The sequence below is a fragment of the Vibrio coralliilyticus ATCC BAA-450 genome, assembly GCF_000176135.1.
GTDB lineage: Bacteria > Pseudomonadota > Gammaproteobacteria > Enterobacterales > Vibrionaceae > Vibrio > Vibrio coralliilyticus.
The window spans coordinates 733,021-746,777 of record NZ_ACZN01000016.1 but is presented as its reverse complement, the minus strand read 5'-3'; the positions used below and the strand labels follow the sequence as shown (position 1 = coordinate 746,777).

14 protein-coding genes and 1 riboswitch are annotated in these 13,757 nt (G+C 44.7%); of the genes, 2 read left to right on the top strand and 12 right to left on the bottom strand.

All coding sequences use genetic code 11. The features are described from left to right. Position 1: 1 nt before the first annotated feature. The 5 genes from VIC_RS14520 to VIC_RS14500 form a co-directional block, all read right to left on the bottom strand. Entirely contained in the window at positions 2–787 is a 786-nt protein-coding gene (locus VIC_RS14520; protein WP_039951975.1) for a phosphotransferase family protein, read from the bottom strand. Positions 788–910: 123 nt separating this feature from the next. Then, positions 911–1,813: a protein translocase subunit SecF gene (gene secF / locus VIC_RS14515; RefSeq protein ID WP_006960740.1), complete on the bottom strand. Its 903-nt coding sequence runs from the start codon at positions 1,811–1,813 to the stop codon at positions 911–913. Between the two features lie 2 nt (positions 1,814–1,815). Continuing rightward, positions 1,816–3,654, bottom strand: a complete 1,839-nt coding sequence (secD, locus tag VIC_RS14510; protein ID WP_006960739.1) for a protein translocase subunit SecD — start codon at positions 3,652–3,654, stop codon at positions 1,816–1,818. 235 nt (positions 3,655–3,889) lie between these two features. Next, on the bottom strand, positions 3,890–4,366 hold the full coding sequence (locus VIC_RS14505) for a hypothetical protein (protein ID WP_006960738.1): 477 nt from the start codon (positions 4,364–4,366) through the stop codon (positions 3,890–3,892). 143 nt (positions 4,367–4,509) lie between these two features. After that, positions 4,510–5,178: a hypothetical protein gene (locus tag VIC_RS14500; protein ID WP_171347296.1), complete on the bottom strand. Its 669-nt coding sequence runs from the start codon at positions 5,176–5,178 to the stop codon at positions 4,510–4,512. 95 nt (positions 5,179–5,273) lie between these two features. On the opposite strand from VIC_RS14500, the gene VIC_RS14495 reads away from it, so the two are divergent. Continuing rightward, the gene (locus VIC_RS14495) at positions 5,274–5,789 is read left to right on the top strand and encodes a hypothetical protein (protein WP_236612182.1); all 516 of its coding nucleotides are present in this window, start codon (positions 5,274–5,276) and stop codon (positions 5,787–5,789) included. A 14-nt stretch (positions 5,790–5,803) separates the two neighbouring features. Here VIC_RS14495 and VIC_RS26750 read toward each other — a convergent pair whose 3' ends face one another. The 6 genes from VIC_RS26750 to phhA all read right to left on the bottom strand — a co-directional run bounded on the left by VIC_RS26750 (position 5,804) and on the right by phhA (position 10,850). Continuing rightward, on the bottom strand, positions 5,804–6,223 hold the full coding sequence (locus VIC_RS26750) for a hypothetical protein (protein ID WP_144397600.1): 420 nt from the start codon (positions 6,221–6,223) through the stop codon (positions 5,804–5,806). A 570-nt stretch (positions 6,224–6,793) separates the two neighbouring features. Further along, positions 6,794–7,768 (bottom strand): GGGtGRT protein, encoded by a 975-nt coding sequence (locus VIC_RS14485; RefSeq protein WP_006960733.1) that lies wholly within the window; start codon positions 7,766–7,768, stop codon positions 6,794–6,796. A 15-nt stretch (positions 7,769–7,783) separates the two neighbouring features. Then, entirely contained in the window at positions 7,784–8,476 is a 693-nt protein-coding gene (locus VIC_RS14480; protein WP_006960732.1) for an iron-sulfur cluster assembly scaffold protein, read from the bottom strand. A 112-nt stretch (positions 8,477–8,588) separates the two neighbouring features. Then, positions 8,589–8,653, bottom strand: a riboswitch (Fluoride riboswitch). 129 nt (positions 8,654–8,782) lie between these two features. Beyond that, positions 8,783–9,241, bottom strand: coding sequence for a cupin domain-containing protein (locus tag VIC_RS14475; protein WP_039951973.1), 459 nt, complete (start codon positions 9,239–9,241; stop codon positions 8,783–8,785). Between the two features lie 492 nt (positions 9,242–9,733). Then, a complete protein-coding gene (locus VIC_RS14470) occupies positions 9,734–10,066 on the bottom strand; it encodes a 4a-hydroxytetrahydrobiopterin dehydratase (RefSeq protein WP_006960730.1) in 333 nt (110 codons plus the stop codon). After that, positions 10,059–10,850 (bottom strand): phenylalanine 4-monooxygenase, encoded by a 792-nt coding sequence (phhA, locus tag VIC_RS14465; protein WP_006960729.1) that lies wholly within the window; start codon positions 10,848–10,850, stop codon positions 10,059–10,061. Before phhA ends, VIC_RS14470 begins: the two co-directional genes overlap by 8 nt. A 226-nt stretch (positions 10,851–11,076) precedes the next feature. Here phhA and VIC_RS14460 point away from each other — a divergent pair, with 226 nt between their 5' ends. Continuing rightward, positions 11,077–13,077, top strand: a complete 2,001-nt coding sequence (locus VIC_RS14460; RefSeq protein ID WP_006960728.1) for an acetoacetate--CoA ligase — start codon at positions 11,077–11,079, stop codon at positions 13,075–13,077. A 53-nt stretch (positions 13,078–13,130) separates the two neighbouring features. Here the strand turns inward: VIC_RS14460 and VIC_RS14455 are convergent, their stop codons facing one another. Further along, positions 13,131–13,709: a class I SAM-dependent DNA methyltransferase gene (locus VIC_RS14455; protein WP_006960727.1), complete on the bottom strand. Its 579-nt coding sequence runs from the start codon at positions 13,707–13,709 to the stop codon at positions 13,131–13,133. Positions 13,710–13,757 lie beyond the last annotated feature (48 nt).

Genomic DNA, 13,757 nt, shown 5'->3' with positions numbered 1-13,757 from the left:
ATTAGACCAGAGCCTCAACGCCTCGAATCCATCTGGGTAGATTCGCATTGAACCAATCTAGATATTTTTGAAGTTGAGGCTTTTGGCGTTCATACAGCAGATTCGTGACTTCTACCACTATCCAAGCTTTAGCAATGATCACATGCCGGAACAATTCCTCTATTGGCATCGCTTTATGTACATCCATATACCTATCTACAATACGCAGCATGGCTTCTTCATCCCCTAACCCTTTAATTAAAGGAACGAGATCTATCGCTGGGCTACCCGTGCTGAAGCGTTCCCAGTCAAACAACACCAATTCCCCATTCTCTCTGCGCCCCCAGTTACCATCGTTGGTATCGCCAGATAAGAGCGTTGGGTAATCAAAAATGATGTCACTTTGGGACTGCAACTTTTTCAGCACGCTCTGTTCTTGAGAGTTGAGAGATAGGAGCCGAAACGCTGTACGTAGAGCCGCGTCACTCCAGCTATGCTGTTTAAGCGTCCAGTCTGAATCAATTGGAGTTTGGTGTATAGCCGCGATCTGACTAAACACTTGGCTTGAACGGGTTAGTTCTTCCAATGTTACAGCATGAGGAATGTACTCTATGACGATGGAATCACCTTCGGCTTGGACAAGAGAAGGTGAATGCACTCCTCGTTCACTCAACACTTTAGCAGCAGTAAAATAGAAACCTCGCTCTATTTCGTTAACGCCTTGTTTCTGAATGTATCTCTGCCCTTGCCTTTCTATCAAACGGACTTTCGCGCTGCCCATTTGTGACAGTTCGTTGTCTGTACCCATACTCTCAATCGCCGAGAACGTTATTAATCTATATTCATACACTACCTGACTTTCAGTAGTGACCAAAACAAAAACGCCCCATAACTTTGTTACAGGGCGTGTAAGTTTCACTTTCAATGAGTGTTAAGGCGCTGAATCCACTTCGACTGGAAGGTAGTGTTTAGGCTCAAGTTTAAGCCACTCTGGCAGCACAGTACCAATAGAGATAGAAGACCAAGTGCCCGATAGAATGCCGATAAACATCGCGATTGCAAACCCTTCAAGTGCATTGCCGCCCATAATCCATAAAGCGGACACCGTTAGCAAGGTTGTGCCTGAAGTCACCATGGTTCGAGAGAACGTCGCGATTACCGCTTGGTCGTTAATTTCGTCTGTAGGCGTCTTCTGTTTTGCTACCAATAACTCTCGAATTCGGTCTGCGATAATGATGGAGTCATTCAATGAGTAGCCCAGTATCGCCAAAATCGCGGCAAACACGGTCAAATTGAATTCCATTTGTGTCGCAGCAAAGAAACCTAATACCAATACGACATCATGCAGTAGAGCAAGCAATGAGCCACTCGCAAGCCTCCATTCAAATCGGAAACACAAATAGCCCAGAATACACAGCATCGAAATCAGCAAAGCCAGTCCACCTTGGTCTACCAAGTCCTGTCCGACTTGCGAACCCACCATGCTATTGCTGACTACATCAACCTGATGAGAGACCCCAGACAGTACAGATGTGATGTCTGGTGCCGTCGCCTCATCTTCTGGAATTGGGTAACGGATGATCCAACGACCATCCTGATCAGAATGCGTCACTGAAGTAAATTCACCTAATGAAGGCTGAAGAACTTCAAGTAAGTCGTTGTTATTCAGGTTCTTGTCCACCTGAACTTCTGTCACCATGCCTCCGGTGAAGTCCAACCCCATATTGAGGCCTTTTACTGCGAACGCCCCCAGAGAGATAACCATGAGTGCAACCGAAACAAAGCTGGTGATGTAACGGATACGACGGATATTTTGTTTTAGATATTCAACCATAATTAAACCCTTACATCACGACGGCTATCGCGTCCCCAAACTAAATTGATAATTGCACGAGAGGCAAACACGCCACTGAACATACTGGTTAGCAGTCCAAGCCCTAACGTCAGAGCGAAGCCTTGAATTGGGCCGTTACCGATTGAATACAGAACCACCGCGGTGATCATCGTTGTGATATTGGCATCAAGAATGGTGCTCAGCGCACTCCCAAAGCCCAAATCGATGGATTGAGCAAAAGTTCGCCCTTCCGCCAATTTATCTTTTATCCTTTCAAATATCAGGACGTTGGTATCAACCGCCATACCCACGGTTAATACCAAACCAGCGATACCCGGTAGTGTTAATACAGCGCCCGGTAGTAAAGCAATTAAGCCCAGCAGGCTAATCATGTTGACCACAAGTGCAACATTGGCCACCCAGCCCAAACGTCTGTACCACAATGCCATGAACGTCAGTGTCATCGCCATGCCCAAGGCTAACGCGGCAAAACCATTTTCAATGTTTTCTGCACCTAGCGATGCACCGATGGTACGCTCTTCAACAATCGTGACAGGAGCAGTTAATGAACCTGCACGCAGCAGTAATGCTAAGTTCTGTGCCTCATCTAAAGAACCCGCTCCTGTGATTCGGAACTGACTACCTAGCTGGGATTGAATGGTTGCAACACTGATGACCTTCTCGCTACGTTCTGTCTCGCCATTAGCATTGGTGGTGTACTCTCGATACACGGTCGCCATTGGCTTACCAATATGCTTGCCGGAGAAGTCGCTCATGGTTTTACCACCCGAGTGATCCAGCGAAATATTAACTTCTGAGAAACCCATTTTGTCCACGCCAGCACGCGCATTAACGATGTGTTCACCGGTTAACACAGGGCGTTTTGACAGCACAACATCACGACCATCGTTGTCCTTAAGCACAATGTCGCCATAGGACACACCTTCGGATGGCGATTTCGCTTCATGGAAGGCTAATGTCGCCGTCGCGCCAATGACGTTCTTCGCCTGAGAGGGATCTTGCACACCCGGCAGTTCAATGCGGATGCTGTGCTCACCCTGACGCTGTACCAAAGCTTCCGTGATCCCAAGCTCTTCAATACGATCACGCATGATTTTCAGGTTTTGCTTGATAGTGACAGTTTGAAACTCAGATTTGTTCTGCACTGTCGGCTTAACTGCTAGGTAGTCTGAATGACGCTTAATGTCCCAACCTGGATAGTTTTGACGAATATAGTTCGCAGACTTAGTTAAAGCCTCACCTGAATTACTTTTCAGGTCGAACCCATCCACGCCGACTTGGGCAAACTTAACGCCTCGAATATGCTCTTGGCGTAGCATGTCTCGCATTTCATCAACGATAGTGTTGCGCTGCTCTTCGAAGGCTTTGTCTACATCTACATTCAATAAGAATTGCACACCACCACGTAAATCCAAACCGAGCTTGATTGGGCTGAAACCCATATCACTTAGCCATTTTGGTGCGACAGACACGTAAGAGAAGCTAATGGCGTCTTGCTTACCCAATAAACCATTCAGTGCTTCGCGTGCATGGGTTTGATCGGTTTCGTTATCGAACACCAATGTGGTTGAGTTCTCTTGCTGAGTAATCTCGTTAGCGTGAATGTTTCGTTGTTCCAAGTAGCGGTTTAGTTCGACTGGATTGTCGATAACTTTATTTTTTTGTGACGTTGTCACCTGAATGGAAGGTTGCTCACCGTACCATGTGGGGATCGCACTGAGTGCAAGCACAATAACTGTCACGATCAGAACTGCGTATTTCCATGCGGAGTAGCGGTTCATCACTCTCGCATGTTTCGTTTTAGGCGTATTTTTCTTCATAGTTATATCTTTACATGCAGTACCCAATCAAAGTCTTAGCTGAATAGGTACAGAAAGTCATCTGACTCTTAAGTTTGGTCAGTCGTAAAACAATGGATCGAATCTGTAAGAAGGTGACTACTTTGTGCCAATGCGTAAGATGGCTAAACAGCAGAGGTGATAAGTGAGGTGCCAAAGGGCTTAAAGCTAGCCGATAAAACTAACCACACCTGTCTTACAGATTTGATAGAAGTCGTTAGACGAATTGAGCGTTCAGGGCCACATACAGCGCGTTGGATTCTTTCCAACCCGAGATGCGATGATTTGAAGTGAAAGAGTTTTCGACCCAGCAGCCATTCTGGCCCAGTGGGTAAGAGTAAAGACTATTTAGAGGCAGAGACGCCTGACTGGAATAATGGCCATCGCTGGTTCCCGGAGCTTCTCCTTCCTCTGAATTACGATCAGATAAGCTCCAGCGATTAAACTGAACAATGGCCAAAACATCGGTGTCAATTTCAGACTGTGACACCGGACTTTCAGATGTTTCTTCTTGTTGTGACTCTTCAAACAGAGTCTGATAATCCGCTTGGGATTGAGGTAAAGCATGAGCTGTATGGCGATTTAAGCGTGCGCTGGCTTCATTTTCAGCTTGCGCAAAATACGCCAATGCTTGCGTTGGTAACACCATCGTAAGCAAAGTAAGCCAGAAAAATTTGATTAAACGTTGAGCCATTCACGACACCAATACTAGAGGACGACTGGATGGTAAGTCCAAGTCTGTCTACAAACAACTAAAATGTTCTAAAACCTAATATTGCACATTTAACCGCTAAACCAAACTGATTAAAATCAGTAAAACACCTGAGTTATCTGTCGCTAGCGATAGAATATCTCTCCGGTTTGTGCGTCCAGATAGATCTTGTTTGCTTGCTTTAACCCACCGCAGTATACAAAGTAGACATCTCTTTGCTCAAACGTCAAAGAACGAATCCAACCACTGGTTTCTTCAAAGTCCTCTGGTTCACACGTTTTTTCTTTGAGCAATTGATCTGTCTTTTTCACAAACATTTCAAAGTGCTGTTTGAAATCGTCTGATTTTTCTATATAGCTGCTGACGGTTTCAACCCGCTCCTCTTTGGTAATGGTTGGGGCCACTTCCAGCAGGGCTTCCATTGGCACCCATTCAGCCACTTCTTCACCACCCTCTTCATAGACATAGTAAGGAGAAATTCTTCCCCAGCCGTCTTTTTTCTCAAGAATATGCAGTTTATCTCCGCGATAGGCCACACTTTCGACGAATGCGTCATACCTCGGATATTCTCTAATTCCGAGTTTAGGAGGGCTGACGTAAAAGTCCGTCACTTCGGGTTTCGGTGGTGGTGGCGCTTCCTCTTTTACCGGTTCTGGTGGTGGCTCTTTATTTTCTTCCATCATTGCAGCCGCAGCAGCCGCATCTTGTTGCGGCTTTAAGTAGAAGATGTAATAACCACCACCCGCACACGCAATGCCAAGCAGCAGAAGAACAACCATGAGTATCTTTTTCATATCGTGTTAGTGTCTTATCTATACTTAAGCCATCTTTCATGAACAATATAGCTAATATGAAATGGCACGGGCTATATCTCACTGTAGCGGCATTTATGCTGATCACTTTACCAATTAAAGGTGTAAGTGAGCATTGTCGTGAAGATACGTGGAATCAAGCCCTCAACTTTCAAAAGCAGGTAGAGTCCTGGTACAACAAAAAAGCCAGTAAATTCAATAAATTCCTAGCTTTCCACAAACAACAAGCTTTTCTGTATCAAGAATTTAGCACAGAGGAACTGTCTGCTTTGTGGGACTCCAAAAACGAGCTACACCAAAAGAGAATCCTCAATCATTCACAGGCTGCCACTATTGTTGTAGCACGCCTTCGAGAAGAGAGTGTTGCCATTCACAAACAGTCTTCGATCATAGATCGAGCTTACGACAAATGGAAAAACATATACACTCACTGCAACCAAGCTGAACTCAAGATAAACAGCTCTTCCAGTCAGCATTATATGAACGTAAATGTTACTCTGAAAAAAGAGACCGAAAGCCTCCAAAAGAAAATTGATGTGATGATTAAAACTTACCAAAGAGAAATCGAGGTTATAGAAGAACTCAAACTATGAAACATTCTGGATGATCAGCTCGCCAATTTACGCAGGTCAACTTCACGGACATATTTAAGTTGAGGCTTCACAAATTCCCTAAGCTGATTGATAGAGAAAGGCTTATCCAAACACTCTAAGCCAAAGACGTCTCCTAGTTTTCTGTCGTTACCCAACAGTACCAGCCGACCACCCTTTTCGAACAAAGAACCCGTATAAAGTTGAGAACATAGTACTTCGATATCACGTTCTGAACTAAGTTTGCTATCAGTATCCAACAAGATTAAGTCTGGCGCGCCTTGGCTCCAAAAATGTTTTACTTGATGGCGCCTGTAAAGTTTAGAGGCTTGAGGGTGGGAACACGCCAAGATCTTTGGATCTTCGCAAATCGATACTATCGTATTTCGTATTGTCGTACATATCAGCGGATATTCACTGATGATTAATACATCCAACGCTCATCGCCCCTATTTCCTACCAATTAAGCTGCCACCGTAAACGTGACAAGGGCGACGAGATTCCACAAACTTCAATCAGATTACAAATGATTAATTAACATTAAACCTCAACAATGAACCAATGAGAGACAATTCCACTTAATATCAGTACCTTAGTAAAACCAACAATGATAACCCCTGAACATTATGAAGTTTTCTGAACACCACTTTTAAGGAAAATCACACCTGTTTGGTGAATAATGGTTCGCCGCCACTGCCGACTTCAATCCTTTCACCACAATTTTTTGTTCAGGTATCAAATGCGTCAAAGACTTAGACACCGTTCAACAAACATCACCTCACCAGTCTGCTGAAGGAGTAGAAACTGCTGAGCAATCGGCGTATCTACTGTCAAGAGATGTACATCAACAACAGGGGTTTCTATTTGCTAAACCTATGCCCTATGAACAACTCACGGATTGGCTTAACCAATACAAACATTCTTCAAGTTGAACACCTCTTGGGATATAAACAAGTAAGCTCAGCATCAACACTAAAGCCTCAGAACAGATCAACCATGAGCTCAACCTAACGATGAAGTTGGTGTTCCACTGCCACAGCTAATGCAACGGTTGCTCCCACCATAGGGTTATTACCCATTCCGATAAAACCCATCATTGCGACGTGGGCAGGTACTGAAGAACTGCCAGCGAACTGGGCGTCTGCGTGCATTCTTCCCATTGTATCCGTCATACCATACGACGCAGGACCTGCTGCAACGTTGTCTGGGTGAAGAGTTCGACCTGTACCACCACCCGAGGCGACTGAAAAGTAGTGGCGACCCAGAGCATTGCATTCCGATTTATAGATACCAGCGACAGGATGCTGGAAGCGTGTCGGGTTGGTTGAATTGCCCGTGATACTGACATCTACCAATTCTCGATGCATGATGGCAACACCTTCACGTACTTCGTCGGCACCGAAGCACAAGATATCGCCTCGTGCGCCTTCAGAAAAACGCTTACGCTCAACTTCGATCAGTTGATTGGTTTGGTAATCAAACTCTGTTCGAACATAGGTAAAACCGTTGATACGAGAAATAAGATAAGCTGCATCTTTACCTAGGCCATTCAGGATAACTTTCAGCGGTGTTTGTCGAGATTTATTGGCATTGAGCGCTATTTTAATCGCCCCTTCTGCAGCGGCAAATGATTCATGCCCCGCCAAAAATGCAAAACACTGGGTTTCTTCACTGAGCAAGCGAGCAGCTAACGCTCCATGCCCAAGCCCAACTTCTCGCTGCGCTGCAACACTGCCTGGTTTGCAATATGCCTGCAAACCCTCTCCTATGATATTTGCTGCTTCTACCGCTGTCTGAGCTTTTCGGCTAATAGCAAGTGCGGACCCCAAAGTATAGGCGTCACAAGCATTATCGAAGGCTATGGGCTGAGTCTCCAACACGATTTTTTTAGGGTCAATACCAAAGCTCATGCAGTAGTCGTGAGCTTGCTCGATGGAAGATAAGTTCATCTCTTGAAGTAATTGAGTCATTGAAACATTCATAACGGCAAGCTCCTATTAAGCAGTACGTGGGTTGATGACTTTACTGGCCTCTTCAAACCGGCCATAACTGCCCATCGCCAGTATCATGGCTTCTTGCGCATCCAGACCCTGCTCAATGTCTGCCATCATCTTGCCCAAGTTCAGATACTGGTACCCAATAACCTCATTTCCTTCATCTAGTGCAAGTTTAGTAACATAACCTTCAGCCAGTTCCATATAGCGGACCCCTTTAGCGATCGTTGAGTAGCTAGTACCTACTTGGCTACGCTGTGATTTGCCTAAGTCTTCAAGTGCCGCTCCGACTTCTAATCCGCCTTCAGAAAAAGCCGACTGTGTCCGTCCATAGACAAACTGAAGAAAAATTTCTCGCATTGCAACGTTAATGGCATCGCACACCAAGTCAGTATTCAGTGCTTCCAGAATGGTTTTGCCTGTGAGAATTTCCGCTGCCATAGAAGCAGAATGCGTCATGCCTGAGCAGCCAATAGTTTCGATTAACGCTTCTTCAATAATCCCTTGCTTCACATTGAGCGTTAGCTTTGCGGCCCCTTGTTGCGGGGCGCAAGTACCAACCCCATGACTCAGGCCTGAGATAGCAATGACTTCTTTCGGACGAATCATCTTGCCTTCCACGGGAATAGGAGCTGATGGATGTAATTCCCCGCGTTGAATCGGGCACATGGATTGAATTTCAGAAGAGTATTGCATGGCGTTTTCCTTTATTTCGGAAAACAAGCGAGATTTGGCTGTGTATTTAACTGCTACAGAACCGACGACCTGCGTATAAGCAGACTGTCTATCGACGAATCACTTGTTTTCGTATTCTGTAGGAGTCATCAGCCAGAGTGGCGGTTAAGTAGGTGGAACCCCATCACCTTGCGTAATTAGAATAGATCTCTATCACATTTGATGACAAGCGCTCGCTTAGAACAATTATATATTAAAAAAGGCCGCCTTAGATTTTCCCGAGAATTAACACAAAAAGAAAGGCTGCTTTAAAAGCAGCCTTTCTTATCACACACATCGCTTACTAGGCGTGGTGACAACCTGATCTTTGGTACCTGCATAAAATACGATGATTTCAGCTGGCTCATCGCCTTCATTGCGACCGTAGTGACAGGTGTTCACCACTTCAATAAGTGAATCACCCGCTTTCATTTTCAGTTCTTTCTTGCCTGCAACCTTATCTTGAGTAATAACCGTCAATTGACCTTTGGTTAAAACACCAGCGTTGATTGCTGGGTGCTCATGTAATGGAAGCTGTGCTTTGGCTGGGATAGTAATCTTCAGGACAGTAATTTCAGGTGTTCCCTTGCCATACGCAGGCAGTTCCGTGCCCTCCCAACTCAACGTAGATTTTGCTAGCTGTTCAACTTTAGGCGCTAGTTTATCACTTAGGCTTGGCTCTTCGCTCGCCAAAGCCTGACCAGAAAAAGTGGCTACAAGACACGCTGCTACAAGTAGTTTTTTCATCATTTCATCCTGAGAATTAGTTGTTTGTTATTTAGCATTCTATTGATTGCGACCAGCCGTATTAAATACCATTTATTCGCAACGGCGACAGAATATATTTCAGAACAAAAACCTGTCAAACAAATATTCGTTAAACTCAAAAATTTACTTTTACATTTGAAATCATAACTTTAAATTACAAATATTCACAAAACAAGGTCTCCAAAAATAAAACCAAAATCAGCACAATCATACAAAAAATAGCCAAATGGATAGTTAAAATCGGCATCAAAAGCAAATATGACAGTATTATGAACCAACATTGACGATGTAATTTATTAAAATAAACTCCGCTCTTACTTAATATTAATTATAATTTGAGCAAAGATTACTCTGTGTGGAGAGGCTTTATTGAGTAGGATAACCATAGTGAGAATCTATGACACCTTTTCATTACAACAAAAGCGGCCTGAAACCCCAAATAGGGAGGGAGAGCTTCAGGCCTATTCAGAATTAGTCCGTCAATTTGTCACATTTAGCGGCGCAAATGAAATCATTGCGGTGCAAGCCTTTTATAGAATGGCTCCACCACGTTACGGTCACTTTCCCCCACTCCAATAAAATGGATGGATGGTGGAACTCATCCTCGGCCAACTCAGCGATTTTGTCAGCGAACGCCCACGCGAGTTTAAAGTTTTTAAACCTGTATTCTTTTTCCAACTGAGGAATACCATCACGTTCTATAAGCTGCCAGTCGTTAAGCTCAGTAAGCAGGAGTCTTTGTTCTTCTTTATTTAGTGCTACAGCGTCACTGCTGCAAGCTTCACAACGTAGTTCATTAAGCATGTGTTATTTCCTTAGGTTCAAACAATGGAGGCAACAACCCCTCTTTCATCGCTTGGTGTACATGAAACATTAAATCTGTCTTGCTCAGTTTGTACAGCTGCTTGATATCTTTGAGAATAAAATAGGCGGGCTGCATTATATCGATGCGATAAGGGGTACGTAGCACCGTCAGGATATCGAATCCTTCTCTCAATGGACGTTCATCGTCCAATGCATACAGTGTTTCGCCAGGAGAAGACAGGATACCACCACCGTAAATTTTGCTTTCAGAGCCTTCTTTAACCAAACCAAACTCAACCGTGAACCAATAAAGTCTTGCTAGATAAACACGTTCTTTACTGCTGGCCTTTTGTCCGAGTTGCCCATAAGTGTGAGTGAACTCGGCAAACTCTGGGTTGGTAAGCATGGCGCAATGACCAAAAATTTCGTGGAAAAAGTCCGGCTCTTGCAGATAATTAAACTCCTCACGAGAACGCAAAAAGGTCGCTACCGGGAATTTTTTATCCGCTAATAGGGCAAAGAAACGGTCAAAATTGATTAACGCTGGGACAGGCTCAACTTGCCAGCCAGTTTCTTTTAACAAAACTTTATTGATTTCAGGCAGTTGTGGAACTCGATCTATTGGTAAATCAAGCAACTCCAAACCGCGCAAATATTCCTTACAGGCACGTTCATTCACTAAGTCCAACTGACGAGAAACCAAATCGTGCCAGATCTGATCTTCCTCGCTACTCCAGTCGACAAATCCTTGTTTATTAATAGGTTTAGATACGTACTGAGTCATCACTTTTCCTTTTAACAACTCCTTTACATTAAGCCTATCGCCTCACGAAATTGGTGACAATTCACCTACGGACATCCTCGGCCAAACACCTGTAACATATTTTTTACATTTAACTGTTTTTTGCTTATTTATCAGCGATATGTTTCTTCCCTGATTGTTTGACTTTGGCTGTATTTGCAACAAAACTTAGCCATAGTTAAGGAAAAGTGTGTAAGACGAGGAAGTCATGTCCACTCAAGAGTCAGTTGAGCTGTCCCCTCTTTGGGATCCCAGCGAAGAAAGAATGGCGTCATCTAATCTGTACCAGTTTATTCAGCATATCAACATGCAGGGTGAGGCCATTGAGAGCTACAGCGATTTGCATCAATGGTCTGTAGAAAACAAAAAGCATTTCTGGCTGGAAATCTGGCAATTTTGTGATGTTATCGGCTTTAAAGGCGACTGCATTCACGGCGAAGGTGTCGCACGTTGGGGGCAATTTTCATCTAGCCGCGACACAATATGGTTTCCTCAATCTCAACTCAATTACGCTGAAAACTTGCTCTCTTATGCGTTTCAGGAGCCAGAAGGTATCGCTATCTGGTTCAAAAACGAGAGAGGCCAGAGCCGTAAGCTCACCTGGCAACAGCTGTGCGATCAAGTCTCCATACTACAGCAATGGCTAAAACAAAATGGTGTCGAAAAAGGCGATGTTGTCGCTGGCTATCTTCCACACATGCCCGAGACAGTGGTCGCGATGCTGGCGACGACCAGCTTAGGTGCGATATGGACGTCGACGTCACCAGACTTTGGTGTTGAGAGCGTGAAGGAGCGCTTTGGTCAGGTTCAGCCTAAGATTTTGTTCTGCTGTAACGGTTATAGTTTCAATGGCAAAACGTTCAAAATGGATGAAAAAAACAATCAGATTGTGCAATCGATATCCAGCATCCAGAACACATGCCATATTGATTATCTGCAAATTGGTCAAGAGAGCCCATTTGGCAATGAACAATTTTCAGACTGGGAATCCATTCTCGCTAGTTACATCCCTCGCGGCCTCCGATATCAGCGAATCGGTTTCAACGATCCGCTGTTCGTTCTTTACTCGTCAGGAACAACAGGCAAGCCGAAGTGCATCGTACACTCGGTTGGTGGCACCACACTTAACCACTTAAAAGAACATCAACTCCACTGCGATATCCAACCACGTGATCGCGTGTTTTACTACACCACCTGCGGCTGGATGATGTGGAACTGGCACGTCTCAACCCTTGCCAGCGGTGCAACACTGGTTATTTTCGACGGCAGTCCGATGTATCCAATGCCAAGCGTGCTTTGGGAGCTAGCGGAAGAAGCTCAAGTCAGTTTGTTCGGGACATCAGCCAAATACCTTGAAGCTCTACAAAAAGCCGAATTTAATCCGAGTCATTACTACAATCTGGATAATCTTAAGACCCTCTGCTCCACTGGTTCAGTTCTGTACCCTCAGCAATTTGATTATGTCTACAGCCGCATCAAGGCAGATCTGCATCTGGCTTCTATCTCGGGCGGCACAGATATCTGTGGCTGCTTTGTGATTGGTAACCCGATCTCTCCTGTCTATCGTGGCGAGTGCCAGGCACCCGGCCTTGGATTGGATGTACGCGTTTTTGACGAGAAAGGACAATCCGTTGTTAATCAACGGGGCGAATTGGTCTGTTTAAATAGCTTTCCGAATCAACCAGTCGGTTTTTGGCACGATGATGGCGAGCGTTATCACAACGCCTATTGGGACAAGTTTGACAACACCTGGCATCATGGCGACGACGTAGAAATGACCGACAACGGCGGCATGGTTTTCTATGGGCGGAGCGATGCCACACTCAACCCTGGCGGAGTAAGAATCGGAACTGCAGAGATTTATCAGCAAGTAAATCAACTCTCTGAGATTAAAGATTCTATTGCAGTTGGCCGTGTGCTTGATGGGGATGAAAAAGTCGTACTTTTTGTTCAACTCGATAGCGATAAGACGCTGAGTGATGAATTGATTTCAACCATCAAGCTGCAACTGAAAACCCAATGCTCCCCAAGGCATGTACCTGCAGAAGTTTACGCCATCAGTGAAGTCCCGAAAACCAAGTCTGGTAAGCTCGTTGAGCTGGCCGTAAAACAAGTGTTGCATGGTAAAGATGTACAGAATAAAGGTGCTATCGCGAACCCTCAGGTTCTTGACGAAATCGCTCAGTATGCAACACAAACGGTTTCCTAAAATAAAAAGCCCGAACGATTAAGTTCGGGCTTTCCAAATCTGCTAAACCAGTATTACTTTTTGGCCACTGCCATCAATACGGTCAATTTCCCTTGAGGCGAATCGATACTGAATGGTGTCGTCACTTCAACTTCATCAAACCCAACACTGCTGAGTACTTGCAATACATGGGTTGGTGTCATTCCACCCTCTTCGTCTTTATCCGATAGCCAGTCCCAATGAACAAAGTGATTTCCTTTATTGAGCAGGCTATAGACAATATCAACGACATCAGAATAGTTGGGCAGAAAGCTACATACTGACGATGCAACCACCAAGTCAAATTGATTCCGGAATGCGGGGTGCATTGCTACTAAGCCCCGTGACAGAAGGTCAACGACTGGCTCTACGTTGTCGAGCTCTTTCTTATCTAATTGCTCGATCATAGCCTCTGAGCTATCTAATGCTACGATATCTTTCGCGAAAGGAGAAAGCTTCTGGCTAAGTAGTCCTGTACCACAACCAAAATCGAGAATGCGCTTCCCTTGGACACCGACAATTTCTTGTAGAGAGTCAAACGCTTTCTGTGCATACAATACTGCTGAAGGCTCGTTTTCCCACTCTGCTGCGTAATCATCCCAATTAGTAGCCATCATGATCTCCCTGTTACCTCATTCATTTGGCGTCAAACAAGAGTATCA